Annotated in this window: 20 protein-coding genes; 14 read left to right on the forward strand and 6 right to left on the reverse strand. The window is 61.9% G+C overall.

Annotation, left to right across the window (positions count from 1 at the left end; genetic code table 11):
- The first annotated feature begins 136 nt into the window (after window positions 1-136).
- From aroA to HNQ39_RS26065, 3 genes are read left to right on the forward strand one after another with little or no spacing between them, the layout of a single operon-like run.
- Window positions 137-1,432, forward strand: coding sequence for a 3-phosphoshikimate 1-carboxyvinyltransferase (aroA, locus tag HNQ39_RS26055; RefSeq protein ID WP_221290348.1), 1,296 nt, complete (start codon window positions 137-139; stop codon window positions 1,430-1,432).
- The gene (gene cmk / locus HNQ39_RS26060) at window positions 1,417-2,076 is read left to right on the forward strand and encodes a (d)CMP kinase (protein WP_184203533.1); all 660 of its coding nucleotides are present in this window, start codon (window positions 1,417-1,419) and stop codon (window positions 2,074-2,076) included. Before aroA ends, cmk begins: the two co-directional genes overlap by 16 nt.
- Window positions 2,073-2,756, forward strand: coding sequence for a lysophospholipid acyltransferase family protein (locus HNQ39_RS26065; protein ID WP_184203534.1), 684 nt, complete (start codon window positions 2,073-2,075; stop codon window positions 2,754-2,756). Before cmk ends, HNQ39_RS26065 begins: the two co-directional genes overlap by 4 nt.
- A gap of 42 nt (window positions 2,757-2,798) precedes the next feature.
- On the opposite strand, the gene HNQ39_RS26070 is transcribed toward HNQ39_RS26065, so the two are convergent.
- On the reverse strand, window positions 2,799-3,203 hold the full coding sequence (locus HNQ39_RS26070; protein WP_184203535.1) for a hypothetical protein: 405 nt from the start codon (window positions 3,201-3,203) through the stop codon (window positions 2,799-2,801).
- A gap of 166 nt (window positions 3,204-3,369) precedes the next feature.
- Window positions 3,370-4,431: a serine hydrolase domain-containing protein gene (locus HNQ39_RS26075; protein WP_184203536.1), complete on the reverse strand. Its 1,062-nt coding sequence runs from the start codon at window positions 4,429-4,431 to the stop codon at window positions 3,370-3,372.
- Between the two features lie 32 nt (window positions 4,432-4,463).
- Between HNQ39_RS26075 and HNQ39_RS26080 the strand changes: the two genes are divergently transcribed.
- Entirely contained in the window at window positions 4,464-5,591 is a 1,128-nt protein-coding gene (locus tag HNQ39_RS26080) for a thiolase family protein (protein WP_184203537.1), read from the forward strand.
- A gap of 93 nt (window positions 5,592-5,684) precedes the next feature.
- Here HNQ39_RS26080 and HNQ39_RS26085 read toward each other — a convergent pair whose 3' ends face one another.
- From HNQ39_RS26085 to HNQ39_RS26100, 4 genes are all read right to left on the reverse strand, one after another.
- On the reverse strand, window positions 5,685-6,332 hold the full coding sequence (locus HNQ39_RS26085) for a hypothetical protein (protein WP_184203538.1): 648 nt from the start codon (window positions 6,330-6,332) through the stop codon (window positions 5,685-5,687).
- A gap of 96 nt (window positions 6,333-6,428) precedes the next feature.
- The gene (locus HNQ39_RS26090) at window positions 6,429-7,250 is read right to left on the reverse strand and encodes an HNH endonuclease family protein (protein ID WP_184203539.1); all 822 of its coding nucleotides are present in this window, start codon (window positions 7,248-7,250) and stop codon (window positions 6,429-6,431) included.
- Entirely contained in the window at window positions 7,247-7,861 is a 615-nt protein-coding gene (locus HNQ39_RS26095) for an AAA family ATPase (protein ID WP_484476954.1), read from the reverse strand. The genes HNQ39_RS26090 and HNQ39_RS26095 overlap by 4 nt, the downstream gene beginning before the upstream one ends.
- A gap of 297 nt (window positions 7,862-8,158) precedes the next feature.
- Window positions 8,159-8,545, reverse strand: coding sequence for an AAA family ATPase (locus HNQ39_RS26100; RefSeq protein ID WP_184203540.1), 387 nt, complete (start codon window positions 8,543-8,545; stop codon window positions 8,159-8,161).
- 360 nt (window positions 8,546-8,905) lie between these two features.
- Between HNQ39_RS26100 and HNQ39_RS26105 the strand changes: the two genes are divergently transcribed.
- The 10 genes from HNQ39_RS26105 to HNQ39_RS26150 all read left to right on the forward strand — a co-directional run bounded on the left by HNQ39_RS26105 (window position 8,906) and on the right by HNQ39_RS26150 (window position 24,350).
- On the forward strand, window positions 8,906-10,750 hold the full coding sequence (locus tag HNQ39_RS26105; RefSeq protein WP_184203541.1) for a transketolase: 1,845 nt from the start codon (window positions 8,906-8,908) through the stop codon (window positions 10,748-10,750).
- Between the two features lie 77 nt (window positions 10,751-10,827).
- Entirely contained in the window at window positions 10,828-11,850 is a 1,023-nt protein-coding gene (locus tag HNQ39_RS26110) for an oxygenase MpaB family protein (protein ID WP_184203542.1), read from the forward strand.
- 431 nt (window positions 11,851-12,281) lie between these two features.
- Window positions 12,282-13,430: a PQQ-dependent sugar dehydrogenase gene (locus HNQ39_RS26115; RefSeq protein WP_184203543.1), complete on the forward strand. Its 1,149-nt coding sequence runs from the start codon at window positions 12,282-12,284 to the stop codon at window positions 13,428-13,430.
- Window positions 13,414-13,956: a c-type cytochrome gene (locus HNQ39_RS26120; RefSeq protein ID WP_184203544.1), complete on the forward strand. Its 543-nt coding sequence runs from the start codon at window positions 13,414-13,416 to the stop codon at window positions 13,954-13,956. The genes HNQ39_RS26115 and HNQ39_RS26120 overlap by 17 nt, the downstream gene beginning before the upstream one ends.
- Window positions 13,957-13,996: 40 nt before the next feature.
- A complete protein-coding gene (locus HNQ39_RS26125) occupies window positions 13,997-15,157 on the forward strand; it encodes a hypothetical protein (protein ID WP_184203545.1) in 1,161 nt (386 codons plus the stop codon).
- Window positions 15,158-15,242: 85 nt separating this feature from the next.
- Window positions 15,243-19,451 (forward strand): amidohydrolase family protein, encoded by a 4,209-nt coding sequence (locus HNQ39_RS26130; protein WP_184203546.1) that lies wholly within the window; start codon window positions 15,243-15,245, stop codon window positions 19,449-19,451.
- Complete coding sequence (locus HNQ39_RS26135; protein ID WP_184203547.1) at window positions 19,448-20,233, forward strand: hypothetical protein; 786 nt, start codon at window positions 19,448-19,450, stop codon at window positions 20,231-20,233. The genes HNQ39_RS26130 and HNQ39_RS26135 overlap by 4 nt, the downstream gene beginning before the upstream one ends.
- 28 nt (window positions 20,234-20,261) lie before the next feature.
- Window positions 20,262-22,073, forward strand: coding sequence for a hypothetical protein (locus tag HNQ39_RS26140; protein ID WP_184203548.1), 1,812 nt, complete (start codon window positions 20,262-20,264; stop codon window positions 22,071-22,073).
- 55 nt (window positions 22,074-22,128) lie between these two features.
- Entirely contained in the window at window positions 22,129-22,410 is a 282-nt protein-coding gene (locus tag HNQ39_RS26145; protein WP_184203549.1) for a DUF485 domain-containing protein, read from the forward strand.
- Window positions 22,407-24,350 (forward strand): sodium/solute symporter, encoded by a 1,944-nt coding sequence (locus HNQ39_RS26150; protein ID WP_184203550.1) that lies wholly within the window; start codon window positions 22,407-22,409, stop codon window positions 24,348-24,350. Before HNQ39_RS26145 ends, HNQ39_RS26150 begins: the two co-directional genes overlap by 4 nt.
- The last annotated feature ends 1 nt before the right edge of the window (window position 24,351 follow it).

Raw genomic sequence — 24,351 nt, forward strand, 5'->3', positions numbered from 1 at the left:
GGGGCATAAGCCTTTGGGAAAATAGCGCGACGCCAGAATTTATGTGAGGGCCTTGTCTTTCTCTACGAATATCGTAGGGAGAGGCGAGGCCCTTTTTGATTTTGTCTGATTGGGATTTTATGGTATTCTGGAGTACGTGATCTACCCTCCGTTTCTCCCTATTTCGCCTCTCTCTAAACCGTTCACCGCGAGTGTTTTGTTGCCTGGTAGCAAGAGTATTACAAATCGCGCCCTTGCGTTGGCGGCTCTTGCTGAGGGAACAACGACGTTGCAGGGGGCGCTTTTTGCGGACGATACCCAACGGATGGAGGACTGTTTGACCGCGCTTGGCTTTCAGCTGGAAATCGATGCCGCTCGGGAGACTATTGAGGTTTTAGGGCAAGGCGGTGAGGTTCCTTCAAAGTCTGCGGAGCTCTTTGTGGGAAATTCAGGGACAACGGCGCGGTTTATTAGCCCTCTTGCTGCCCTTGGGCAGGGGGAGTACCACCTGGATGGAGTGGCCCGAATGCGGGAGCGACCGATTCAGGATCTTGTTCAAGCTCTGACGATGCTAGGGGTCGAGGTCGTTTGCCCAACAGGGTGCCCCCCGCTGACTATTCATGCGCGTGGACTGCATGGTGGCTGTACCACGATTCGAGCCGATGCGTCTAGTCAGTTTCTCTCAGGACTTCTCCTGGCAGCGCCCTGTGCATCTGGGGAGACCATCGTTCATCTTGAGGGACCCATTCTCTCGGCACCCTATATTGAGATGACAGTCGCGATGGTTCGCCAGTTTGGGGGGGAGATCGAGGTAGATGAAACAGGACGGACCTACCGGATCCCAGGTGGGCAGACTCTTCAGTCGCCGGGTCAGTACTCTATTGAGCCCGATGCGTCTGCGGCATCGTATTTCTTTGCCGCTGCCGCGGTTACTGGTGGCTGTGTGCGCGTTCCCCATCTGTCGCTGGCGGCATTGCAAGGCGATGTGGCCTTTGTGAAGGTGCTTGAGCAGATGGGGTGCGACGTTCTTGAAGGTGATGGTTTCCTTGAACTCCGAGGGCCTCAACAGCTCCGTGGCGTTGTTGTGGATATGAATGCCATCTCGGATACTGTCATGACTCTGGCTGCGATCGCACCATTTGCCGACTCTCCAACCGTTATTGAGAACGTGGCACATATTCGCCACAAGGAGACAGATCGTCTGGCCGCTGTGACGACCGAGCTACAGCGCCTAGGGGTTAGGGTGGAGGAGAGGCCTGATGGTCTGACAGTCTATCCGGCTACCGATCTGCTCCCGGCGACAATTCAAACCTACGATGACCACCGGATGGCGATGGCGTTTGCCATTACGGGACTGCGGTCCCCGGGTGTCGTTATTGAAAATCCTGGCTGTGTCGCCAAGACATTCCCGGCGTTTTTTACCCGACTGGAGGAGCTATGCGCCGCTGGGTAGTCGCTATTGATGGGCCAGCCGGGGCAGGTAAGTCGACTGTCGCACGCTTGCTGGCAGATCGCTTGGGCTATATCTACCTGGACTCTGGGGCGATGTACCGCTGTGTGGCACTGCTCGCGCTGCGTGGGGCGGTTGAGCCGGAGCTTGCGACACCGCTGGCAGAGACGGCGGAGATTCTCTTTGATCCCGCTGGTATCGGGGAGCCTCAGAAGGTCCTGCTGGCAGGGGAAGACGTGACACGTGCCATTCGTACTCCTGAGGTTTCACAGCTTGCCTCGAAGGTGGCTGCGGTTCCCGGAGTGCGGGCCGCACTGGTTCGGCTCCAGCAGGCACTTGGGGCGGGCGGCGGTGTGGTGATGGAGGGGCGGGATATCGGAACGGTGGTCTTTCCACACGCTGAGCTCAAGGTGTTCTTGACGGCGTCCCCGGAGGAGCGGGCCCGGCGGCGCTTTGCCGAGCTCGAGGCACGAGGGGAGATCATTGATTTTGAGACCGTTCTCGCCGAGCAGCGTGAGCGCGATGAGCGGGACCAGACACGGGAGACCTCGCCGCTCAAGGCGGCCGCCGATGCGATTACGCTCCTGACCGATGGCAGGACGATTGAGGAGATTGTTGTGGAGCTTGCGGGTAAAGTAATGTCATGAGTGAAGAAAAAGCGACGAAGCCACCTACCGATACCTATTGGATCTTAAAACGTGGAACTCTGGTACTTTTGCGGCCATGGGCGACCTTCTATATCCAAGGCGCAGAGAATGTCCCAAAAGAAGGCCCTGTCCTCTATGTCAGCAACCACACGTCGTACCTTGATCCCGTCGCGATCGGCAATGTCAGCCCGCGTCGTGTGGTCTTTATGGGGAAGGCGGAGCTCTTTAAGAATAAAGTCCTGAACTGGTTGCTTCGAGGAGTCGATGGCTTCCCGGTCAAGCGGGGAGAGGCGGATATGTCGGCGGTAAAGGCGGCACTGGGCTTCCTAAAGACGGGCCGGGTGGTCTGTATCTTCCCGGAAGGGACGCGGCAGGACTCGGAGGAAGAGCTCGGGGAGCCTGAGGCGGGCGCCGCGACCTTTGCCATGAAGACGGGCTGCCCTGTTGTCCCGGTCTTTGTGAAGGGAGCACAAGGGGTGCTGAGCAAAAAAGGAGGGCTCCGGCGAGGAAAGATCACCGTTGTCTTTGGAGAGCCCTATACGATCCCGAAGAACGCGGATCGTGAGGTAGCTGGCCAGGAGATGATGGTGGCGATTGCCAAGACACGGGATGCCTGGCGCGGGAAGCCCGCACAGCGTGTTGGGGTGTTCTCTCCCATTCCTCCGATGGAGCGCTCGTAAAGAGAATTAAGGCCCAGCATCGTGCTGGGCCTTGTCGTGTGGCTACTCGGTGACAGGGTCGATAAAGACAATCGCTCCGCTGGAGCTGACATTGACTCCGATCGTCCCGGCAAGGACGCTGTCGAGAAGCGCTTTGTTCAGCTCAAAGGCGGCCATGCGCTCTGGAGAGGCGAGTGCCTTCTGCCGGCGAGGGCGGCCCACGAGGGTCTTGAGCTCTTCGGCTTCCCCATGGACACCACGTGCCCAAGCGATCACACTCTGGAGCTCCTCTTGGGAAGCTCCCTGAGCGCCACGAGTCTTGAGGAGCGACTCGACAAGCAGAGCGGTCTGTGCCACATGGTCAATTGCCCCCGTGCGGCGGCGGCGGCGGCGAACAACGGGTGCAGCTGCTGCTACCTCGGGTGTTTCTGCGACGGGGTCCGTCGTTATTTTTGGTCTTCGTCCCATTTTAGTTTCGTCTTCTTTCTTCGTGCTACCTTGGAGAGCTCTATGTAGGACTCATGGTATGTCACGTCGTGTCAGGTTGTATCTCAGACACTTTAGTCTGCCTTAAGCAGTTACCTATTTAGTATACCAGACCTGCTTTTCTAAAGAGGCAAGAGTGCATTGCACATCACTGAATAGAATGCCAAACTTGAGTGGAAAGTTCCCGTCGAAGGGCTATCACGGCATTTTTCGGTGTGATATTGGAAGAATGAACGGCATTCGTTAGTAATATGACGGCTGTGGCGGCTTGTGGGACGATCCAAATGGACGTACCTGTAAATCCTGTATGCCCATAGGAACCCTCTAGGAACTCACCACGGATAGCATAGGCACTGCCGATATCCCAAAGCACTCCCCGCTGGCCATCGGGGCCGCTGAGCGGAGACTGGGGCGTTGTCATGAGCTGAACCGTCTCGGGGCGAAGCAGTCCCTTGCCCCTACGGAGCATCAGCTGGGCGTAGCGTGCCAGATCGTCCCCATTGGAGAATAGTCCCGCGTTTCCACTGACACAGCCCGTGTGCTGGAGCGAGGAGGCGGTCGGGTCATGGACCCAGCCACGGCTCCCTGGGGTATCGTCGCCCGCCGCGGTTGAGGCGCAGCGCGGCGCGAGGCGGACGCCGGGACGGTAGGTGGTGTCGTTCATGCCGAGGGGGGCAAAGACACGCTCCCGGCAGAAGAGATCGAGGCGCTGCCCCGTCACACGCTCGACCAGCGCTCCCAGCGAGATCGCGGAGTAGTCGGAGTAAATAAACTTCGTGCCAATCTCGGCCATCTTACGCGAGCGGGCGATCTCCTCGACGATCTCCGAGAGGGTGACATTACGGTTGGCATAGGCCCCGCCCGCCGGAATCCCCGCGCAGTGGGTCGCCAGGTGCCGCACGGTGATCCCCGGACGAGCCGCAAACGCCGGCAGATAGCGCTCCATGGGATCGTCGAGCGTGACCTTTCCCTCCTCCAAGAGCAGCGCCAGCGCACTGCCGGTGGCGATGGGCTTGGTGAGCGATGCCAGGTCGAAGAGCGTCTCGCAGGTCAGGGGGCGCTTCTCGGGGCGCAGGCCTGCGTAGCCCCAGCACTGGCGGTGAGCAACCTCGCCTTTGTGGAGGATCACCAAGACGGCACCCGGGACCCCTTTTTTCTCTACGGCCTCCTCAACGAGGGCGGCGGCGGCGTGAAAGCGATTTGTCGGCATAAACGTCATTGTACCGAGGTACAATCCGAAATATGAACAGTGTTGTGATTGTTGCGGCGGGACGCTCCGCTATCGCCAAGTCCCCCAAAGGCAGCTTTCGAGACCTACGCCCCGACGATCTCGCCGCCGCCGTGCTCCGGGGCGTCTTGGAGCGCGTCCCTCAGTTTTCGCTTGCCCTCATCGACGATGTGATCTTGGGCTGTGCGACCCCGGAGCTGGAGCAGGGGATGGACGTTGCCCGCGTCGCCGCGCTCCGTGCCGGGCTCCCGGAGAGTGTCGCCGGTCTGACCCTCAATCGGTTCTGCGCGTCGGGGCTGGAGGCGATTGCCACGGCAGCAGCCAAGCTCGCCACGGGCCAGGCTAGCTTTATCCTCGCAGGCGGTGTCGAGAGCATGACCCGTGCGCCGTTTATGAGCGAGTCGCTGCGCCCCAACGAGTCCCTCCCTGCCGAGACCTGGCTGGGAATGGGGGAGGCGGTGGAGCGTGTGGCGGTAGAGGAGGGGATCACCCGCGCCCAGTGCGACTCCCTCGCTCTCCAGAGCCAGCAGCGCGCCGCCGCCGCCCAGGCCGCCGGAAAGTTCGACACCGAGATTATCCCGATCACCCTTCCCGATGGCCCCCTCGTTAACCGTGACGAAGGCATCCGCGCCGAGACCACGCTGGAAGGACTCGCGGGCCTAAAAACACCCTTTGGCGGAGTCATCACCGCCGGCAATGCCAGCCAGCGCAGCGATGGTGCCGCCGCCGTCTTGCTCACCACCGAGGCGCTCGCCCGTGAGCATGGCCTAACACCTCTCGCTCGCTTTGTCGGCTACGCCACCGCCGCCGTGGACCCGGTGCACTTCGGAATCGCCCCCGCCGCCGCGATCCCCAAGCTCCTAGAGCGCACAGGCATTACCCTTGACCAGATCGACCTGATTGAGTTCAACGAGGCCTTCGCCGCCCAAGCGCTCGCCAGCCAGCGGCATTTTCCCCTCGACTGGAACAAGGTCAATGTGAACGGGGGCGCAATTGCGCTGGGCCACCCCCTCGGGGCCACGGGTGCCCGCCAGACGGTCACGCTCCTCCACGAAGCCCCCCGACGTGGCGCTCGCTACGGCATGGTGACGATGTGCGCCGCGCTGGGAATGGGGGCCGCTGGGCTGTTTGAGTTTCTCTGAGCCTGTCCCGCTCGAACCCACCCGGCTGAACCCACCCCATCCCTCCCTTGCCGCAAGGGAGGGTGCCGAGGAACGAAGCGGGTGGGTTCTGGGCTAGCCCTGGGGCATCGTCCCCAGGAGCGGGTGGCCTGCGGGCAGTCGGGCCACCAGCACCTTGCGGTACTGTGTCAGACGCGCAAGCAATGCTTTGCGCCGCGCCGCCCGTGCTCCTCGGAGCGTGCGAGCATGCTCCCGGTTCTGTGTCGCGCTCTGGTAGTACCCCCGAAGGGTCGCGGTGTCCGTGGCAAACTGCGCCTGGGAGTAGCCCACTGGCAGGGTGAGCGGGACAAACTCACTCAGGCTCGTGTCGCTGTTGATGGTGGCCCAGAGCTGGCTGCTGTCTTCGAGTGCCTTGAGGAAGATACCTTCCCCCGCGTTGGTGGCAGGTAGGAGGGGGAGCATCCCGACATAGCGCGTCCCCGGCAACATGCCCTGTACCGCCGCGCGTAGCTGAGAAATCCGGGTACGGAGTGCTTTTTTGAGCGCGTCTCGCTCGGTTGCAGCGCCTTGGGCCGGGTTCTCGGCGGCCTGTATCTGCTGCTCATCGGCGATAAAGGCGGCGCGCTCCTCCGCAAGGCTCGCCACGGTGAACCCCGGCGCTAAGATCAGCTCCGAAGCCCCTAAAGCCGCATTGACATCGCTCCAGTGTGTCTCCCAGCGATTCAAGAGTGAGATGATGTTCTCAAGATCAGAAACTGCCATGTTAAAATCTCCCGTAGATGATGTCATTATTTTAACATAGCCAGTCTGTAGATTTCAAGAGGTGTCTGTGAAAAATTGAATTCTGTCTGTCAATAATCAAGCCGTGTCTGTTGTTCTTAGGAAGTTAATATCCCGTGCTTCTGGTGCTTGCTCGAATAGTGCCCGTAGTTCGTCGTATTTATCCCACTGTCGCTGCATCTCTCGCCATACCGTTGGGTGGCTCCGACGGCGAAGTGCGCGAAGGGTTGCTTTTATCTCTCCACCTGTGTCTCGCCGGATAATATACTTCTCCAGTAGCGCAAGATAGCTCTCGTAAGCTTCCTCACGGGCTTGGAGGAGATAGTCACGGTCATTGAGGTGGAGTAGCTCCCAGGTGTAGCGTGCACGCTGCTCTTCTCGTGTTCCGGTGGGGTGGGGTGCGCCAAACTGCCACGTTCGCAGATCGAGAATCAGATACTCCAGCGGGTCTTCCTGTCGTGGGTCGATCAGCGCGGGGTCACCGAAGACAGGCGGCTCAAGGGGATCGTCTTTTTTCCGCGCCACACTCTGGAGTACCCCTTGGTGGAAGACAGCGAAGCCATTGCTCTTGGGTCCATTGCAGGGGCCGCAGGCATAGAGGTAGTTTTCCCAGAGAAACACGCGCTCGGGGTAGAGGTCCTTCGGCCAGATATGCTCGACCTCATCGGCGGGGGCATCTTCGCAGTAGCAACAGCGCCGCGCCCCGCTACACATCGCCGTGAGCGCGGCCTTTACCGCACTAAAGACTGCATTGCTTTTCTTGTTGTAGGCCGAGAAGCGCTCTTTTGCCTTGGCAACCTGCTCCGGGTATTCCCCTGAATCGGTCACTTCTTGTTGGTAGCGGTTGAGCGCATCCAGGGTCGCTCTATCCGGCGCGATTCCCTCGTCCAGCCGGATCATCGGGCACGTCTCCGAGACAGTCCGACACTCGCGCTACTGGGGAAGAGTCCCCGGAGAAACTCCTGACGCTCGATCTCCTCATCTGTCAGATCGTCGTCCAGCTCCTTGATATTCAGCGCCGCCAGCTCCTCAAGGAGCCCCTTCGCCTCCTCGGAGCGCTCGACGCCAACCCCAAACACCCCGGTTCCGTACGCCTCAGACACGCTTCCGTACTTCAGCCGCAGGAGATTGTTCCCCGTCACAAACTCCCCAACCTCATCCGTCCCTGGAGTCGGGAGCTTGAAGACCGTATCCGCTGCCTGACAAATAATCGGCGAGTGGGTAGTCACGATGAATTGGATATTAGGAAAATGGGTCGTAAACCACTCCCCAATCCGATGTTGCCAAGTCGGGTGCAGGTGCGCGTCCACTTCATCAATCTGTACCACCCCCGGCGCAATAATCTTCGTCGCATCCTCCGGGTCGAAGACCTTGTCCACCCCAAAGCAATCCACCAACTGCCGGATCAGCTCAAACGTCAAAGACAACACCGACCGATACCCATCTGACATCTCCTCAACATTGATTTGATTGTTATTAGCGTCTTCTATAACCACCTCTTTTGAGGTCACATCAATTATTTTTGTGTCATGAGCTAGAAATTCGGTTTGATTGACAAATTCAAGGACTTTTTCTAAAGTTTTGCCAGAGTCTTTATGGTTTTCAAATTGCTCAAAGCGGAGTTTCTGGAGCCAAGGCAAAGGCTTGGTTAGTCCTATTAGTTCTGAATACGCCTGTGCATGACGATATACCTGAGGATAATCTTCAATAACGGTACTTTGAAAATTTTGTGATCCGGAAAACCCCCTCTCAGGGCCAAAAGATATTGAAAACCATCCTTGAATTCTTTTGGTGTCGTGGTTTTCCTTCTATATAGGTATTGTTTGAGAGTTATGTGCGTCATGGAAAAATAGGAATACCTCTGATCCGTCTAAAATTGATGTCTGTGATTCGAAAAAGTATCCTTCGTCCGTAAAGTTCTCATAGAAATCATTTTGGGGGTCAGCTTCAACGCGGACAACTAACTTTGATTGTGCAGACTTTTTGTTGCGCAGTTGAAATCCTGACATGGGGAGGCGGCTTCGCTCCGAGGGACTTAACAAAGAATATGCGATGCTTCTAATAAAACTTGTCTTTCCACTGCCATTATCGCCGAGAATAACATGCCATCCTGCGCCGTTTTGTTCTTCGGGCAACTCCCAAATTAGGTGCTTGATGGCGCGGATATTCTCGATCTCAATGCGGCGAATGTGCATGAGGGAATTATACCGGGTACGGCGTTTCGTGTGGGCGTCGCCATGTCCGGGACGGTGAACGTCCGGCTATAGGGCGGGCAAGCCGCCGCGCTTCGCAGGTTCGTTTGACGGGAGGCCCCGACGCCACGAACACCCACCCCGTACCGACGAGGAACGAGGAGGCGGCGCGAACGCGCCCCATAGCGGGACGATCTCCGTCCACGCGAATGCGCCCCATAGCCGGACGTTTACCATCCTGGCTCATGCCCGGCTCGTGCGCCGTGCGCCCGTCCCGCGCGAATTCCATAACCTTCCCATGGGCACAATGCGATACAATAGCCCAGGATATTTCCGAAATCTAAAGGACACTTAAAAAACGACATGGCCGACGCCAACGAACTTCAGCTCTTCAACGACCTTGCCCGCCAGCTCCGTGCGGACTCTATCCGCTGTACCACCGCCGCCGGGAGCGGTCACCCGACCTCCGGGATGAGTGCCGCCGACCTGATGGCCGTGCTCCAAGCCAAGTACCAGCGCTACGACTACAACAACCCCGAGCACCCCAACAACGACCACCTGATCTTCTCCAAGGGCCACGCCTGCCCGGTGCTCTACGCCATGTACCGCGCTGCCGAGGCGATCACCGATGAGGACCTGCTCTCCCTGCGCAAGTTTGGCTCGATCTACGAAGGCCACCCGACCCCGATCATTCCCCATATCGACGCCGCCACCGGCTCGCTGGGGCAGGGGCTGGCGATCGCGGTGGGGGTTGCCATTGCCGGCAAGCACATCGAGAAGCTCCCCTACAAGGTCTGGTGTCTGCTGGGCGACTCCGAGATGGCCGAGGGCTCCAACTACGAGGCGCTCATGGTCGCCAGCGAGCAGGGGCTCGACAACCTGATCGCCATTGTCGATGTCAACAAGCTCGGCCAGCGCGGGGAGACCGCTCTGGGGCATGACATGGCAACCTACGCCGCGCGCGTCTCCGCGTTTGGCTGGAAGGTGCTGATTGTCGATGGCCACAATGTCGCTGAGATCGACGAAGCGTATGCCGAGGCAGTGAAGCACACCGGCTCGCCCGTCTGTATCCTGGCCAAGACCGAGAAGGGCGGCGGCGTCAGCTGGCTAGCGGGTGCGCCCGGCTGGCACGGCAAGGCGCTCAAGCCTGACGAGGCCGAGAAGGCGCTTGCGGAGCTGGCACAGGCTGGTCCCATCGCGGGCTACACCGTCAAGCCGCAGCTCCCTGAGGACCTGACGCCCGCCCCGTTCACCGGCGATGCGCCTCTTGTGCTCCCGAGCTATGAAGTGGGCACGAAAGTGGCCGTCCGCAAGGCCTATGGCGACACGCTGGCCGCGCTGGGCAAGTCCCGTGGCAATCTGTTCGCGGTCGATGCCGAGGTCGGCAACTCCACCTACACCGAGAGCCTGGGGAAGGTCGCCCCGGAGCGCCTGTTCCAGGTCTATATCGCCGAGCAGGTGATGGTCGGGGTGGCGCAGGGGCTCGATGTCCAGAACAAGAACACCTTCGCCGCGACCTTTGCCGCGTTCTTCTGCCGCGCCTACGACCAGATCCGCATGGGCGCGATCTCGGGTGCCAAGCTCCGCCTGGTCGGAACCCACGCCGGTGTCTCGATTGGCGAGGACGGCGCGAGCCAGATGGCGCTGGAGGACCTGGCGATGATGCGCTCGATCCACGGCTCGACCGTGCTCTATCCGTCGGATGCGGTCAGCTGCGCCCACCTGATGAGCCTCATGGCCGACTACGATGGGATCGCCTATCTCCGCGCCACCCGCGAGGCCACCGCCGTGATCTACCCCGCCACCGAGACCTTCGAGATCGGCGGGAGCAAGACCCTGCGCGAGGGCACCACGGCTACCGTGATCGCTGCGGGAATCACCCTGATCGAAGCGCTCCAGGCCGCCGACACGCTCGCCTCAGAGGGGATCAACATCCGTGTGATCGACCTCTACTCGATCAAGCCCGTGGATGAGGCCGCGATCCTCAAGGCCGCCACCGAGACCGAGCACCTGATCGTGGTCGAGGACCACTGGCCGGAGGGCGGCTTGGGCGATGTGGTTGCCGCAACCCTCACCAAGAACTGTGTGGCGCCTAAGAAGTTCTCGCACCTGGCGATCCCGCAGATGCCGCGCTCCGGAAAGCCCGACGAGCTCTTGGCCGCCTACGGAATCGACTCCCACGCGATCATCAAGGTCGTCAAGGGCTAGTCCTAGGCGCTCCACTCTACGCCGTCCGTTGCCGCAAGGCAGCGGGCGGCTTTGTTTTTTTAGGTAGAATCCCTACCATGACACCCAAACAAGCCGCCCTCGCGCAGGCAAGGACGCGTCCCATCACGCCCCGAAAAACGCCGCCATCGTGGCTCGACTTCGAGCAGCTCCAGCGGGCCGGTGACTTTCAGAAGCGGCACAGTGCCTTTATCCAGCAAGTGCTCGGGACCTCGTCGCTGGCTGCCACCTTTGCCGCGCGGGATATCGCCCCGATCTTGATGCAGACCGAGCGCCTTCCCAAGGACTTCACCGCGCGGATGCAAGAGACCGTGGCGCTGATGAACCGTGTCATGGCCCGCTTCACCAGCCGCGACGAGTTTCTGAAGAACAACTACCGTGAGGCGGTTTCTTTAGGCGAGCTTCATCGGCAAGTTGGAGAGTCTGTACGCGGGGCGGTGCGGTGGGACCCGCGCGAGCGCCTGCCGATGAACCAGCAAGCCTTTGCCTTTGTCCTCTACACCTTTGCGTGGTGGCCGGTTGAGGCACTGATCACCCGGAAACTCGTCGATCCCGCCAAAGACGAAAAAGACCTAGATGCCTGGCTCCACTACTGGTCGGTGCTGGGCTATGGCATGGGGCTGGACCGGGAGCTGTTGCCCCTCTCGTATGCTGTCGCGCGGGAGCAGGTTGTCGCGCTCCGGCAGGCCCAGTACCTGCCGTCTAGCACGCCGCGCCCGGAGGGGATTCCCACGCTCCTCGGTGGGCACGTCCGCTTCCTCGCCACGATGCTCGCGACAAAGCCGGGCGGCCCCGTCCCGGAAAAAGCAACAGTCGATAAGCTGATTCCCTTTGCCGCGCAGGCACTTCTGGGGATGATCGCGCTCTCGCCGGGCCTCAGCGAAGCACTCGGGCTAGAAAAAGACGCTCTCGCGCAGCTTATCCGCTTTGCCCAGCGTGAGGTTGCGAGGTTGCCTGAATCTTTTTTAGCAGGTTGCAGACCCGTCCGACCGCTTCTTCCATGGTCGTTAGCTTACGCTGGTCTACATAGAACGGGAGCATTCCATCGGCGGTTTCCAGCTGGACATCCTTCTGTCGGGTGATCCCGGGCAAGCGAAACCACCAGATCCCATCGTCATCGGCGGGCCAGACATACTGATACTGGGTGACCTGGAGCCCGGCAAAACGCTTCCAGACCTGGGCGATCAGTGTGTCGATATCGGTGCGATGGGCACGCTGGTAGGGGGAGACGTTGCCGAGGGGCGATTCGATATAGAACTTGACCTGGCGCTGCTTGGGCCAGCCGCGCCAGAGCGTGCCGCAGCCGGGGCAGACGAGCTCGCCGCGGGAGTTGGAGGGGGAGTGGTAGACATTCTCCAGCGCGGCGATGTTGAGCACCGATGCGGGGGCGGGGTTGCCCTGCGAGTCGATGTGCTCACAGAGCCAGGTGCCGTCGGCTGCGATAGTACGGGTCCACTCCAAGTTTCTCTTCCTCCACGCAGGAGTTTACCCGGCTGAAAGCGAAGGAGAGGGCATGGTAACTTCTCTGCTCTCTCTGGCGCTCCTGATCGGACAAGCGCCTCCTGCGGCGCCCGCGTTCTGGGTGCGCCCCGGCTATCAGGTCACGGTTGCGGCGGTGCTGCCGTCGGCGCGCTTTATGGAGTTCGGCGACGATGGCACGCTCTATATCTCCGAGCCCCGTGCGGGCGAGGTCTATGCCTTCAAGGACAAGAACAAGGACGGCTTCTACGAGACCAAGACGACGTTTCTGACCGATAAGCCCACGGTGCACGGGCTCTGCTTTGAGGGCGGCTGGCTCTGGTATTCCGAGTCCGGGGCGATCTCCAAGGCCCGCGACAAAGACGGTGATGGCAAGGCCGACGAAGATATCACCGTGATCGAAGAGGGAAAGCTACCGCTGGGGGGCGGTCACTGGTGGCGCTCGCTTCTCGTGACTGCGGACGCGATCTTTACGTCGATTGGTGACAAAGAGAACGCATCGGACCTGATGGAGGGCAGCGAGCGCGAGAAGGTCTTCAAGTTCAACAAAGACGGCTCCGGCAAGACCCTCTGGAGCGGGGGAATTCGCAACACCGAGAAGCTGCGCCTGCGGCCCGGCACCCAGGAGGTCTGGGGCGTGGACCATGGCTCGGACAACATGGGGGCACCGTTTGGGGAGAGCAAGGGAAACCTGCCCATCACCAACCTCAACCCGCCCGATGAGCTCAACCGCTACGACCAGGGCAAGTTCTACGGCCACCCGTTTATCCCCGGCTACGGCTTTCCCCGCCTGGAGTTCAAGGACCGCCCCGATATTCTGGCTCTCGCCGCCAAGACCACACCGCCGGCCTGGAACTTCCCCGCCCACGCCGCGAGCAACTCGTTTTGCTTCGTGACCAACACGAAAAAGCAGTTCCCCGTGGACCACACCGGCGATCTCTTTGTGGCGCACCATGGCTCGTCGAACGCAACCCTGAAGGTGGGCTACTCCGTGGACCGTGTCTGCTTCGACAAAGAGACAGGCCTACCCTACGGCATCCTGCCCATTGTCAAGACCATGGGAGCCGATGGCAAGGCACTGGCGCGCCCGGTGGACTGTGTCGAGGCACCCGATGGCTCGATCCTCTTCTCCGACGATGCGGGTGGCAAGGTCTACCGGATTCGCTATGTGGGCAAGAAGTAGCGCCTGGCTTGCTCTGGCGCTGGTGGCACTTCCCCCTTCGCTTGCCGGAGGGGGGCAGGGGGGAGGTGTAAAGCCCCTGGCGCGTGGCCCGATCACGGTCTACGAGCAGGCGTGTGCACGCTGCCACGGCCCTAACGGGAGCTTCTACGGCCCGGACCTGGGCAAGGGCAAGACCGATGCCCAGCTCTATAAAGCCGTCCAGGACATGGCCGATAACCAGGGACAGGTCGAGCTGACCACGGTAGAGCTTGAGGCCCAGACCGCCTACCACCGGGCCATTATCAAGCACGAGCCCTTTGTTGCGGTGACGGCCCGAACCAAGACCGAGCTGCGGGGCGAGGCGACCAAAGGGGCGACAGTCAGCGTGACAGTTGCCGGGAAACCACAGCTCGTCAAGCGCACGGGTTTTACCTGGAGTTCCACGCTGGAGGGCGCGGGTACGGTGCTGATTCTGGCGCGACTCAAAGGTGCCGAGACCCGGCTCGACCCGCAAAAAGCGGCACACTCGCATTCTTGCAACCAATAGTGAATTTTCTCTGTCTTGAGTTCTTAGGAGGAATCTTTCCATGAATAAGCGTGTTGTTTCTGAGCTCGCGCGAACCGGGCTCATGACTGCGGCGGTGACCGCGGCCCTACTCTTGCCGGCGCAGCTCGTGAGCCGCTCCCAGCGCACCCTTCCGCCCCCCGGTGACGAGAAGCTAGAGGTGCAGCAAGTCGGTCCCCTAGAGCTGACCGGAAGCATGGGTATCGCCATCAACGATAAGAACGAGGTGGTGGGTACGGCGTTTGGTGACAATGAAGTGCGGGCATTTATTGTCCGTGGCCGTCGTGGGGAGCTCTTGCCCCTGCCCAAGGGAGTTCCCTTCAGCGCCGCCGCGGGGATCAATGCCAAGGGCGAGGCCGTGGGCATTATCGGCAACGAGGAGCATATTCGGGGGACGGTCTGGTCGGGCAATAAGCCGGGCGTCCTGACCAGTGGTAAGCGGGAGACCATGGCGACCACGATCAGTGGCAGTAGTGTCGCCGCAGGGCTTGCCTTTGACAACCAGCAGAGCGCGTTTCTCCTCCAGCGCCAGCGCCGCGCCAATGCCACGGTAAGCGCGATGCGCGGTGGCTTCACAGCCGGTGCCCAGTCTGCCCTTGCCGAGACCGGTCTCTTTGGCCCCCTCGACAATGGCTTCTCAGGGATGCAGTGGGCCAAGCCAGGGGATGGCAAGTCGATCGGGGAGTTTGTTCCCCAGTCCGGCAATGCCGCAGGAACCCTGGTTGGGCTGACGGTCGGCAAGAATGGGCCGGTTCCCGCTGCGTTTAAGAACGGACGAATCGGGGCGCTACCGTCACCGGAGGGCCTCCAGATGGCGATTCCGATGTCGGCCAATGCCAAGGATGTCTTTGTCGGGGCGGGCGTGACTGAGGACAAGCTGGTCAAGCCCGTGGGCTGGATCAGTGGCAAGACGGGCTTCCTCGCCGTTCCCGGTGACCGCCAGGGTCTTGCGCTGGGAATCAACGACAGCAACCAGGTCGCTGGGATCATCGAGACGGCCGACGGTCAGGCGCACGCGGCGGTCTGGAGCGGCGGTAAGGTGATCGACCTCAACGACGTGATCGACGGCGGTGAGGGCTGGACCCTGGTGCAGGCCCGTGGAATCAACAACAAGGGCTATGTCGTGGGCACCGGGATCAAGGGCGGCCATGTGGGGGCTTTTGTGGTTGGCCCCATCAAATAGCGCCAAGATCAGGTAGAATACCGGGCAGAAATGCCGGGGCTGGCGGAGACACCGCCAGCCCCTTTTTTATTTGGGAAGCCCTCTCATGCGAAAATCCACTGCACTTATCCTGACTGTCAGCCTTGCCGCCGCCGCCCACGCCCAGGGCAACGACCCCGGAGCGCCCAGTGTCTACGCGATCACCGATGCCAAGATTGTCACCGCTCCCGGGAAGGTGATCGCCTCCGGCACTCTCGTGCTGCGCGATGGGCGGATCGAGTCGGTGGGGGAGAGGGTCAAGGTTCCCAGCGATGCCAAGGTGATCTCGGGGAAGGGGCTAACTCTCTATCCGGGGCTGATCAATGCCTCGACCCGCCTGGGAATGCCCACGGAGGCGGTAAAGTCCGACCGGGGCGACCGCTATCCTATCGCCGCGATCCAGGCGGAGAACACCGCCGCCCTGCTCTTCAAGCCCGATCTGGAGGCGATCAAACCGTACCGCCAAGCCGGGTTTGGAATCGCCCTGACGGCTCCGATGACGGGGCTGATCCAGGGAACCAGTGCGGCGATTAGCCTCAGCGAGTCCGACAAGGTCAATGAGCTGATCCTAAAATCGGCGACCGGGATGCACCTCTCCTTTGAGCGCGGGAGCTTTGGGGAGTACCCCGGCTCGCTCATGGGCCAGCTCGCCGCGACCCGCCAGGCGCTCTACGATGCCCAGTTCAAGGGCGGCAAGGGAACCCCGACCCGCACGATGCAGGCGCTCCAGCCCGTGGTGGAGAAGAAGCTCCCACTGATCATCAAGGCCACCGGTGCCCGAGAGATCGAGCGCGCCCTGAAGCTCTGCAAGGAGTTTGGACTGACACCTATCATCGATGGTGGCACGGAGGCCTATGCGGTGGCGCAGAAGCTCAAGGATGCCCACGCGAGTGTCTTTCTCTCTGCCGACCTGCCCGCCGCGCCGACAACCACTCCCGGAGAGCCGTCGACCGAGACCCTCCAGAGCCTGCGTGCCCGTGCCCTCGCCCCGACCGCCGCCACCGCGCTGGCGAGGCTCGGGGTGCCCTTTGCGCTGACCACCAATACTCCCGCCGACCTGCTCAAGAACACCCGCAAGCTAATCGCCGCCGGGCTCACCGAGGAGCAGGCACTCACCGCGCTCACGCTCTCGCCCGCCAAGCTGCTTGGAATCGAGAAGCAGACCGGAACCCTGGAGCCGGGCAAGCTGGCGAATGTGGTCGTGGTGGAGGGGGACTCGCTCTTTGCCCCCAAGGCCAAGCTGGCGCATGTCTTTATCGACGGCAAGCCGGTCGTGCTCTCTGCTCCCGGTGCCGCGACGGCGGGGGGAGCGCGCGTTGCGGCGGCTGCAGCGCCTGCTGTGGATATCAAGAAGAGCCTGCCGCCTGGGGTGACACCCGAGATGGCACTCCAGTTTCTCAAAGCCGACCCGGAGGCTGCCAAGCCGTTCCTGCCCGCCGGCGTGACGGTTGAGCAGGCAATCGCGGCCCTGGAAGGCAAGCCCGCCCAAGCGCCTGCGGCCCCGACCGGTGCGGGAGCCGCGCAGGAAGAGAAGCCGTTTGTGCTCTCCAAAGTGGGGGCGGGGCAGGTTCCTCCCACGCCTCCCGCTCTGGCATCGAAGAGCTTCGTGCTCCGCAACGCGACTGTCTGGACCAGCGCCGCCGCCGGGATTCTCAAGGAGACCGATGTGCTGGTGCGCGACGGCAAGCTCGCAGCGATTGGCAAGGACCTGAAGGTTCCCAGTGGGACGGTTGAGGTCGAGGGGCGTGGTAAACATGTCACGCCCGGCATGATCGATGCCCACTCGCACACGGCTGTTGCGGGAAGTGTCAATGAGGGCAGCAACATTGTCACGGCGGAGGTGCGGATCGCCGATGTGCTCAACCCCGACGATGTCAATATCTACCGGCAGCTCGCGGGGGGGACCACAGCGGCCAATATTCTGCACGGCTCGGCCAATGCGATTGGGGGGCAGAACGCGGTCGTGAAGTGGCGCTGGGGCGTGGACAGCGCCGACGATCTGCTGATCGACAGCGCGCCGCAGGGAATCAAGTTCGCGCTCGGGGAGAACCCGACTCGCTCCAACGGCGGCTTCCCCCGCGATGGCAGCCCGCGCTACCCAAGCAGCCGCATGGGGGTCGAGCGGGTGATTCGTGCCAAGTTTATCGAGGCGCGCGACTACGCCGCCAAGCGCAAGGCCGACCCCGAGCACACCCGCCGCGACCTCCAGCTCGATGCGATTGTGGAGATCCTAGAGGGCAAGCGCCTGGTCCACTGCCATAGCTATGTCGCCAGCGAGATCCTGATGCTGATCCGTCTCGCGGATGAGTTTGGCATTAAGATCGCCACCTTCCAGCATGTCCTGGAGGGCTACAAGGTCGCCGATGAGATCGCCAAGCACGGCGCGGGCGGCTCGACCTTCACCGACTGGTGGGGCTACAAGCTCGAGGCCTACGATGCCATCCCCTGGAACGCTGCCCTCATGACCGAGCGCGGCGTGAATGTCTCCTTGAACTCCGACTCCAACGAGCTGGCTCGTCGCCTCAACACCGAGGCTGCCAAGGCCGTCCGTTGGGGGAGCCTGTCACCCGCGGAGGCGCTCAAGCTGGTGACCATCAACCCCGCCAAGCAGCTCCATATCGACAAGCTAACCGGCTCCCTAGAGATCGGAAAAGACGCCGACCTTGTGCTATGGTCCGGCGACCCGCTCTCCCCGCTCTCGATGCCCGAGAAGACCTTCGTGGATGGCAAGCTCCTCTTCGACCGCCAGGCCGACCTCGCCGCCCGCAAGGAGCTGGAAGAAGAGAAAGCGCGGCTCACCAAGGAGCTGGCTGGCACCACAACGCCGCCCGCAAGCCCCCGCCCCACGAGCGAGCCGGAGAAGGCCACGCCGGCGAGACCCAACGCACTCCCACAGCTTCCTGCCCGAGCGCGGGTGCAGGGGACGCCGGTTGCGCAGCTTTCGGCAGAGACGGATAAGCCAATCGCACTGCTGGGAGGGACGATCCATACGGTAAGTGGTGCAGATATTGAGGATGGCTTTATCTTGATAGACAAGGGCCAGATTGTCCAAGTGGGGCCGCGGAAGGGGGTCAGCGTCCCCGGTGGTCTCTGGAACGTGATCAATGTAACGGGGATGCATATCTACCCCGGTCTGATCGATGCGAATACCAGCCTGGGAACCTACGAGATCGACTCGCGGCGAGAGACCCAGGACAACCAGGAGCAGGGCACCTACCAGCCCGAGCTCTTTATCGCCCACGTCATCAACCCGGACTCTGAGGCGATCAAGGTGGCCCGTGCCGAGGGGATTCTGAGCGCCTTGGTCGCGCCGCAGGGGGGGACACTCTCCGGGATGGGGGCGCTCATCAACCTCGATGGCTGGACCTGGGAGGAGCTGACCCTCAATCCTCTGGCGGGCTTGCTCGCGACACTGCCCGGTGGCGGCGGCGGTGGGCGGCGCTTTGGCGAGGAGGAGCACCTCGACGATGCCGACCGTGCGGGCTCAGCCCAGCCGCCTGCTGTCCCCGGCCCGGGGCGGCGTGGTCCGGGTGGCCCCCTGACCCCCGCGAGCGGAGGAGCGGGGACGGCCGACCCCCTACAGCCGGTCACCGATTTTCTGGAGCAGGCACGGCGCTACAAGGTGGCCCGCGATGCTGAGAAGACCGGCGCACCCCGCCACGACCGCGACCCGAAGTTCGAGGCGATGCTCCCCGTCCTGGAAGGGGCCGTGCCGGCCTATATCCGCGCCGACCGCAAGAAGGAGATCGAGACCGCGGTTCGCTGGGCAAAGAAAGAGGGCTTTAAGCTCGTGATTGTGGGCGCGGGCGAGGCCGATGAGTGCGCCGAACTACTCGTCAAAGAGAATGTCCCCGTGATCCTCGGACCCACGCTCTCCCTGCCGCGCCGCTTAGATGCGCCCTACGACGATGCCTTCACCCTGCCGGCGCGCCTTGCCAAGGCCGGGGTGCGCTTTGCCATCACAACACCGCCGGCCAGTGAGGGCGACAAGAGCCGCAACCTCGCCCAGCACGCCGCGATGGCGGCCGCCTTTGGCCTCACCCGCGACGAGGCGCTCAAGTCCATCACCCTGGGCGCGGCGCAGATTCTCGGGGCGGGAGACCGCTTGGGGAGTATCGAGCCTGGGAAAGATGCCAACTTGGTGGTGACCAATGGTGATATCCTGGAGGTCATGACCCAGGTGCGCCAGGCCTTTGTGGCAGGAAAGCCCGTGAGTCTCTCCAGCAAGCAGTCCGGCCTCTACGAGCGCTGGCGGGCACGACCGAAAACCAAATGACGATAGCCGTACACGATGATGCCCTTGGGGCGTGGCGCGGGGCCTGGATCGGGGAGCTCTTGGGAGGAGCACGCGTGCTCGCCTGCCCCGATCCTGCCGCCGCCGTCCGGGCCGGCGAGGCCGAGGCCGCCGCACTCTCAGCGGAGCACCTCCCCGACGATCTAGAGCCCGCCGCATTCTGTGAGCGCGGCGATATCCGTGAGGCACTGGTTGCACCCGGAATCGGGGGAATCGAGCACCTGCCAGAGGGGGCGCGTGTGGGATTGAGCACGCTTCTCCAGCTGACACAGCTCACGCTACTGCGCCCCGATTTACAGTGTGTCGTTCTGGATGGCCCGCTGGAGGCTCAGCTCACCGCGCTAGATCAAGGCGATGTGGTTGCGCTGGTCACAGGCTACGCCGATCTCTCGCGTCTCGGGCTGGCAGAAGCGGCGACGGAGATCTTTGCGCCGGAGCTGTTTATGCCAGCGATTGGCCAGGGGGGAACCGTGGTGCTCTGCCGCAAGGACGATCTGGAGAGCTGTGCACGTGTGAATGAAGCCTGCGACCACTTCCCCGCCCGTCGTGAGCTGGTCTGTGAGTGGCAGTTCCGCCGCCTCAACCCCAGCCCCTTGACCACGGCTATCGCTCTTGCCAGCGACCGGTTCCTCTACCTCTTCACGCTCCACCTGACGCTAACCGGAGTCGCAACGCGCCTGCGCACCAGTGTGCCCGTCGGTGAGGCGCTCACCCTCGCGGAGCGTGCCACCAAGGACCTCTTGCAAAAATCGTCGCCGCTGTAGTACAGTACCTCTTGTAGGAGGTAGCAGAATGTTGCGACGAGCTCTTGGTATCGTCCTTTGTCTCTGGTGGGTTGCCTCGGTAGTGCATGCACAGACCCATGCTGTGGTGGAGTCTCAGCAGACAATTGCAGATCGAAAGACGCGGGGTGCTTTTGAGCGGCTGGGAGAGCGTGGCCTTCGCCTCCCGGACACGCTAGCAACCGATCAGGATGTCTATGTGTTGGTGCGCCAGGGAGGTGCCTACACCGATGTACGCGTGCTGGGAAGAACCAGTGTCCCTGCAAAGAAGCTCGCCGAGGCCCTCAGCCAGGTTGCCCACACGACCAAAAACGAGGGGCTTGACCAGGGGCAGGTAACCTATGCCGATGACGACGAGTTCCATGCGGCACAGCTCCATAGCACCCAAGGAAAGCTGGGAGCAACAACAGCGGAGAGCACCGTTTCGGTAGGAGTGCTGGTTCGAGGGCTGGAGCAGGCGGGCTATAAGCCACACGCCCTGCTCGCCGTGCCCCGCTACGCTCAGCTACGCCTCGGGGGCACGGAGCGCAAGCCAGATATTACGGGGGAGAAGTTCCTTTGGTGGGATATCTCGCAGGAGCCTCTGGAGCGTGAGGCGCGTGTCACAGTGGCGCTCGATCCCTTGGCACCCGCGCTCGTGGCAGGGTTTCTCTTGTTTGTGCCCGTTATCGGCATCCTGGGACTCCTCTCGGCGCTCTGGGTAGGGCAGGCAAGCCATATCCCTCTAGAGCGCCGCCGCTCGCTCTACATGAAGTTCGCGGTGTACCCGACCGTTGGGGGCATCGCCCTCCATGTTCCCTTTGCCCTCTGGTTCATACGCACAACCCAGATACAGCAGCTCATCGACCTCTGGTTTGGTACGAATAGCCTCTCGGGAACACTGGGACCGCTTCTCATGATCGGACCGCTGAGCATGATGTTTATCCTGCCCTTCGCCAACAAGCGGGAGAAGCAGCTCTTTGGCAACGACGACATCAAGGCAGAGCTCCCCCCCGAGGTCGTGGCCGAGGCGGAGCGGGTCAAAGAAGTCCGGATGCGAATCTTTCGGCTCTCGCTGATCCCGATGGTACTGGGGCTCGCGATCATCCTGAGCTCTCAGTTTATCCCCATGCCCCGCTCCGTAGCGCGCTATCTGCCGATGATCGGGCTCGTGATTCTCAAGGGCGGCTCGTTGCTTATCCAGTACCTGCACCGCGATCAGCTCAAGTCGGTGACCACTCCGCCTGTGGAAGACGGCGTCCTGAGTGAGCGCCTCCTGCGGCTCACCTCGGCGGGGGGAGTGCCCGTTCGCGAGGTTCTGGTGGACCAGAGTGCTACCGGCCGTACGACTCCCACCGTCACGCTCCTCTCTGGGAAACTGACGGTCTCACAGCGGCTGCGCGATATCCTCACGGCCGAGCAGCTTGATTTTATTGTCTTGCGCGAGGCGGTCGCCCAAAAGAGCAGTCCTCCCGCCCGGATGCTCTTGCTGGTCCTTCCCATCTCCTTTCTGGTGGTACTGCCCTTCCAGCTCCGCCTATTTGGGCTGGGGAGCACCGTCGAGCCGTGGAGGACGGTAGTCTCTACCGTGCCCTTTCTCGCGCTTGGGGCACTCTTCTTTGTCCTGCCGCAGGTCCAGCGCAAGAAGCTCCTGGAGGCCGATCGGCTCACGCTGGCACAGACCCGGAACCTACGTGCCGCCGAGGGAGCGCTCACCGCGTTGGCCGCTAACTCGCCCATGCCCTATCTGGAGGAGGCCCCGATACCGCTGAGTGGTAAGCCCGCTCTGGAGAAACGGCTCGCCGCCCTGCGCCAAGCAGCCTCCGCACTCGACCTGCGCTAGGGGGGATTTCCCGCCGGGGCAGGAATTTTGGCCTGTCCCGGTGAACCTGCCAGGCATGAACGACAAGGAATTGTTGCGCTCGGTGATGCGCCGGCAGGCAGGGCTGAGCCTGCGTGTGGCTGCGGTGTTTCTGGGGATAATCTTTCTCCTGCCGCTTGTGAACCTCTATGCTCCAGCGCTGGCCGCGACCAATGTGGGTGGGTTCTCTCTGACCTGGCTCATCCTCGGTGTCCTGTTCTACCCAATTACGTGGGGGCTCTCGGCCTATTTTATCCAGCGCTCCAACGCTCTGGAAGAGGCGATTGTGCATGAGAACCTGAAGGAGAACCTCCATTGATTCCTCTGCTTTTTGTCATCCTCGTGACGGTCGCGACCGTCGTCCTGGGCATTGTCGCCACCAAGCGCGCCCAGTCTGCGTCGGACTTTTTCGTCGCCGGGCGCCAGGTCTCCGTGGGGATGAACGCCTCGGCGATCTCCGGGGAGTACCTCTCCGCAGCGAGCTTTATGGGAGTCGCCGGGCTCATCCTCAAGAACGGCTACGATGCCCTCTGGTACCCGGTCGGCTACGCCGCGGGCTACTTGCTCCTGCTACTCTTTATCGCGGGTCCTCTGCGCCGCTTCGGGGCCTACACCATCCCCGACTTCGCTGAGGGACGCTTCGACTCGCCGCTGTTCCGCAAGATCGCGGTGAGCTTCGTGCTCTTTATCGGGTTCTTCTACACCATGCCGCAGATGAAGGGCGCGGGGGTGACCATGGGCACCATCATGAACTGGCCGTACTGGGTCGGGATTGTGGTGGTCGGCTCCGTGATCACGTTCAACGTCGCCCTTGGTGGGATGAAGGGCATTACCTTTGTCCAAGCGTTCCAGTACTGGGTCAAGCTCTTTGCGATCTCCGTCCCGGTGTTCGTGCTCATGGCGGTCTACGGTGGCTACAACGCCAAGCTCTCCGCCTCGACCCTGGAGCCCAAGGGAATCCCCAAGGTCACCAAGGACACGACTCTGAAGTTTGTAGGAAAAGACAAGGCCCCCGCCAACGCCGTGAGCTTCTCCGCCGCGTCCGAGACCACGATCACCTTCACCAAAGAGACCGAGATCGACAAGATCAGCACCGCGCGCAAGCCCGAGGCGGGCGAGGACAAGCTCGATGCGAGCCTCGCCGTTCTTCCCAAGGTCGAGGGCCCCATTCCCGCCGGAACCACAGTGACGATTCTGCCACTGATCGTCACCAAGGGCGGTGTGCCGGTCCTCAAAGACGGCAAGCCGGTCAAGACCGCGCCCAAGCTGGAGTTTGCCAAGCCCACCGAGGCGGTTCTGGCCGCGGGGAGCTTTGTTCCCAATACGCAGAATAACGCCAAGTGGGGCCTGCCTTTTGGCACGCTGACCAGCAAGCACGGCTTTCCGCTGCTCTACACCTACTCGCTGATCATCGCGCTGATCTGTGGGACGGCGGGGCTGCCCCATATCCTGGTGCGCTTCTACACCAACCCCGATGGCCGGAGCGCGAAGGCAACCACGTTCTGGGTGATGGTGCTAATTGGCGCGTTCTACTTCTTCACCCCGATCTGGGGAGCCCTAGGCCGCACGGATCTACCATCGCTCTATGCCAACAATAAGACCGATGCGGTGGTGATCGCGCTCCCCAAGGCAATCGGGGGAGTCTGGGGCGATATTCTCTCCGGGATCACCAGTGCGGGCGCGTTCGCGGCGTTTATGTCCACGTTCTCTGGCCTCCTGGTCTCGATGAGCGGTGCCCTCGCCCACGATATCTACGGCAAGATCCTCAAGCCCAAGGCCACCCCCGACGAGCGCATCAAGATGTTTAAGATCGCCGCGGTGATCTTTGGCGTCATTGCCATGGGGCTAGGGCTGCTGGTGGAGACCTTCGATATCGCGATGCTGGTCGGCTGGGCCTTCGCGATTGCCGCCGCCAGCTACTTCCCGCTTCTTCTGCTGGGGGCGTGGTGGCGCGGTCTGACCATGCCGGGGGCCGCCGCGGGGATGCTCGGTGGAGGACTGTGCTCGCTCTTTGCGATCATCGCCTTCATGCTCTCGGACAAGAAAATCATCACCATCGACGATCCCTTGGTCAAGAGCCTCTGTGAGCAGCCAGCGATCTGGGGCGTCCCGCTCTCGATGCTCCTGATGTTCTTTGTCTCAAAGGCGACCGCAAGTCAAATCCCGGCCGATGCCGATGTGAAGATGCTCCGCCTGCACGCACCCGAGGAGCTAGGCCATAGCCGCGACTATATCGAGGACTCCGCTGGGGCGCACTAGC

This window comes from Armatimonas rosea (genome assembly GCF_014202505.1).
In the GTDB taxonomy this organism is placed as follows: Bacteria; Armatimonadota; Armatimonadia; order Armatimonadales; family Armatimonadaceae; genus Armatimonas; species Armatimonas rosea.

What these genes read in the sequence shown, in the direction of transcription:
- cmk (WP_184203533.1), top strand. Translation starts at nt 1,417, where the DNA reads ATGCGCCGCTGGGTAGTCGCTATTGATGGGCCAGCCGGGGCAGGTAAG.
- HNQ39_RS26065 (WP_184203534.1), top strand. Translation starts at nt 2,073, where the DNA reads ATGAGTGAAGAAAAAGCGACGAAGCCACCTACCGATACCTATTGGATC.
- HNQ39_RS26070 (WP_184203535.1), bottom strand. Translation starts at nt 3,203, where the DNA reads ATGGGACGAAGACCAAAAATAACGACGGACCCCGTCGCAGAAACACCC.
- HNQ39_RS26075 (WP_184203536.1), bottom strand. Translation starts at nt 4,431, where the DNA reads ATGCCGACAAATCGCTTTCACGCCGCCGCCGCCCTCGTTGAGGAGGCC.
- HNQ39_RS26080 (WP_184203537.1), top strand. Translation starts at nt 4,464, where the DNA reads ATGAACAGTGTTGTGATTGTTGCGGCGGGACGCTCCGCTATCGCCAAG.
- HNQ39_RS26085 (WP_184203538.1), bottom strand. Translation starts at nt 6,332, where the DNA reads ATGGCAGTTTCTGATCTTGAGAACATCATCTCACTCTTGAATCGCTGG.
- HNQ39_RS26090 (WP_184203539.1), bottom strand. Translation starts at nt 7,250, where the DNA reads ATGATCCGGCTGGACGAGGGAATCGCGCCGGATAGAGCGACCCTGGAT.
- HNQ39_RS26100 (WP_184203540.1), bottom strand. Translation starts at nt 8,545, where the DNA reads ATGCACATTCGCCGCATTGAGATCGAGAATATCCGCGCCATCAAGCAC.
- HNQ39_RS26105 (WP_184203541.1), top strand. Translation starts at nt 8,906, where the DNA reads ATGGCCGACGCCAACGAACTTCAGCTCTTCAACGACCTTGCCCGCCAG.
- HNQ39_RS26110 (WP_184203542.1), top strand. Translation starts at nt 10,828, where the DNA reads ATGACACCCAAACAAGCCGCCCTCGCGCAGGCAAGGACGCGTCCCATC.
- HNQ39_RS26115 (WP_184203543.1), top strand. Translation starts at nt 12,282, where the DNA reads ATGGTAACTTCTCTGCTCTCTCTGGCGCTCCTGATCGGACAAGCGCCT.
- HNQ39_RS26120 (WP_184203544.1), top strand. Translation starts at nt 13,414, where the DNA reads ATGTGGGCAAGAAGTAGCGCCTGGCTTGCTCTGGCGCTGGTGGCACTT.
- HNQ39_RS26125 (WP_184203545.1), top strand. Translation starts at nt 13,997, where the DNA reads ATGAATAAGCGTGTTGTTTCTGAGCTCGCGCGAACCGGGCTCATGACT.
- HNQ39_RS26130 (WP_184203546.1), top strand. Translation starts at nt 15,243, where the DNA reads ATGCGAAAATCCACTGCACTTATCCTGACTGTCAGCCTTGCCGCCGCC.
- HNQ39_RS26135 (WP_184203547.1), top strand. Translation starts at nt 19,448, where the DNA reads ATGACGATAGCCGTACACGATGATGCCCTTGGGGCGTGGCGCGGGGCC.
- HNQ39_RS26140 (WP_184203548.1), top strand. Translation starts at nt 20,262, where the DNA reads ATGTTGCGACGAGCTCTTGGTATCGTCCTTTGTCTCTGGTGGGTTGCC.
- HNQ39_RS26145 (WP_184203549.1), top strand. Translation starts at nt 22,129, where the DNA reads ATGAACGACAAGGAATTGTTGCGCTCGGTGATGCGCCGGCAGGCAGGG.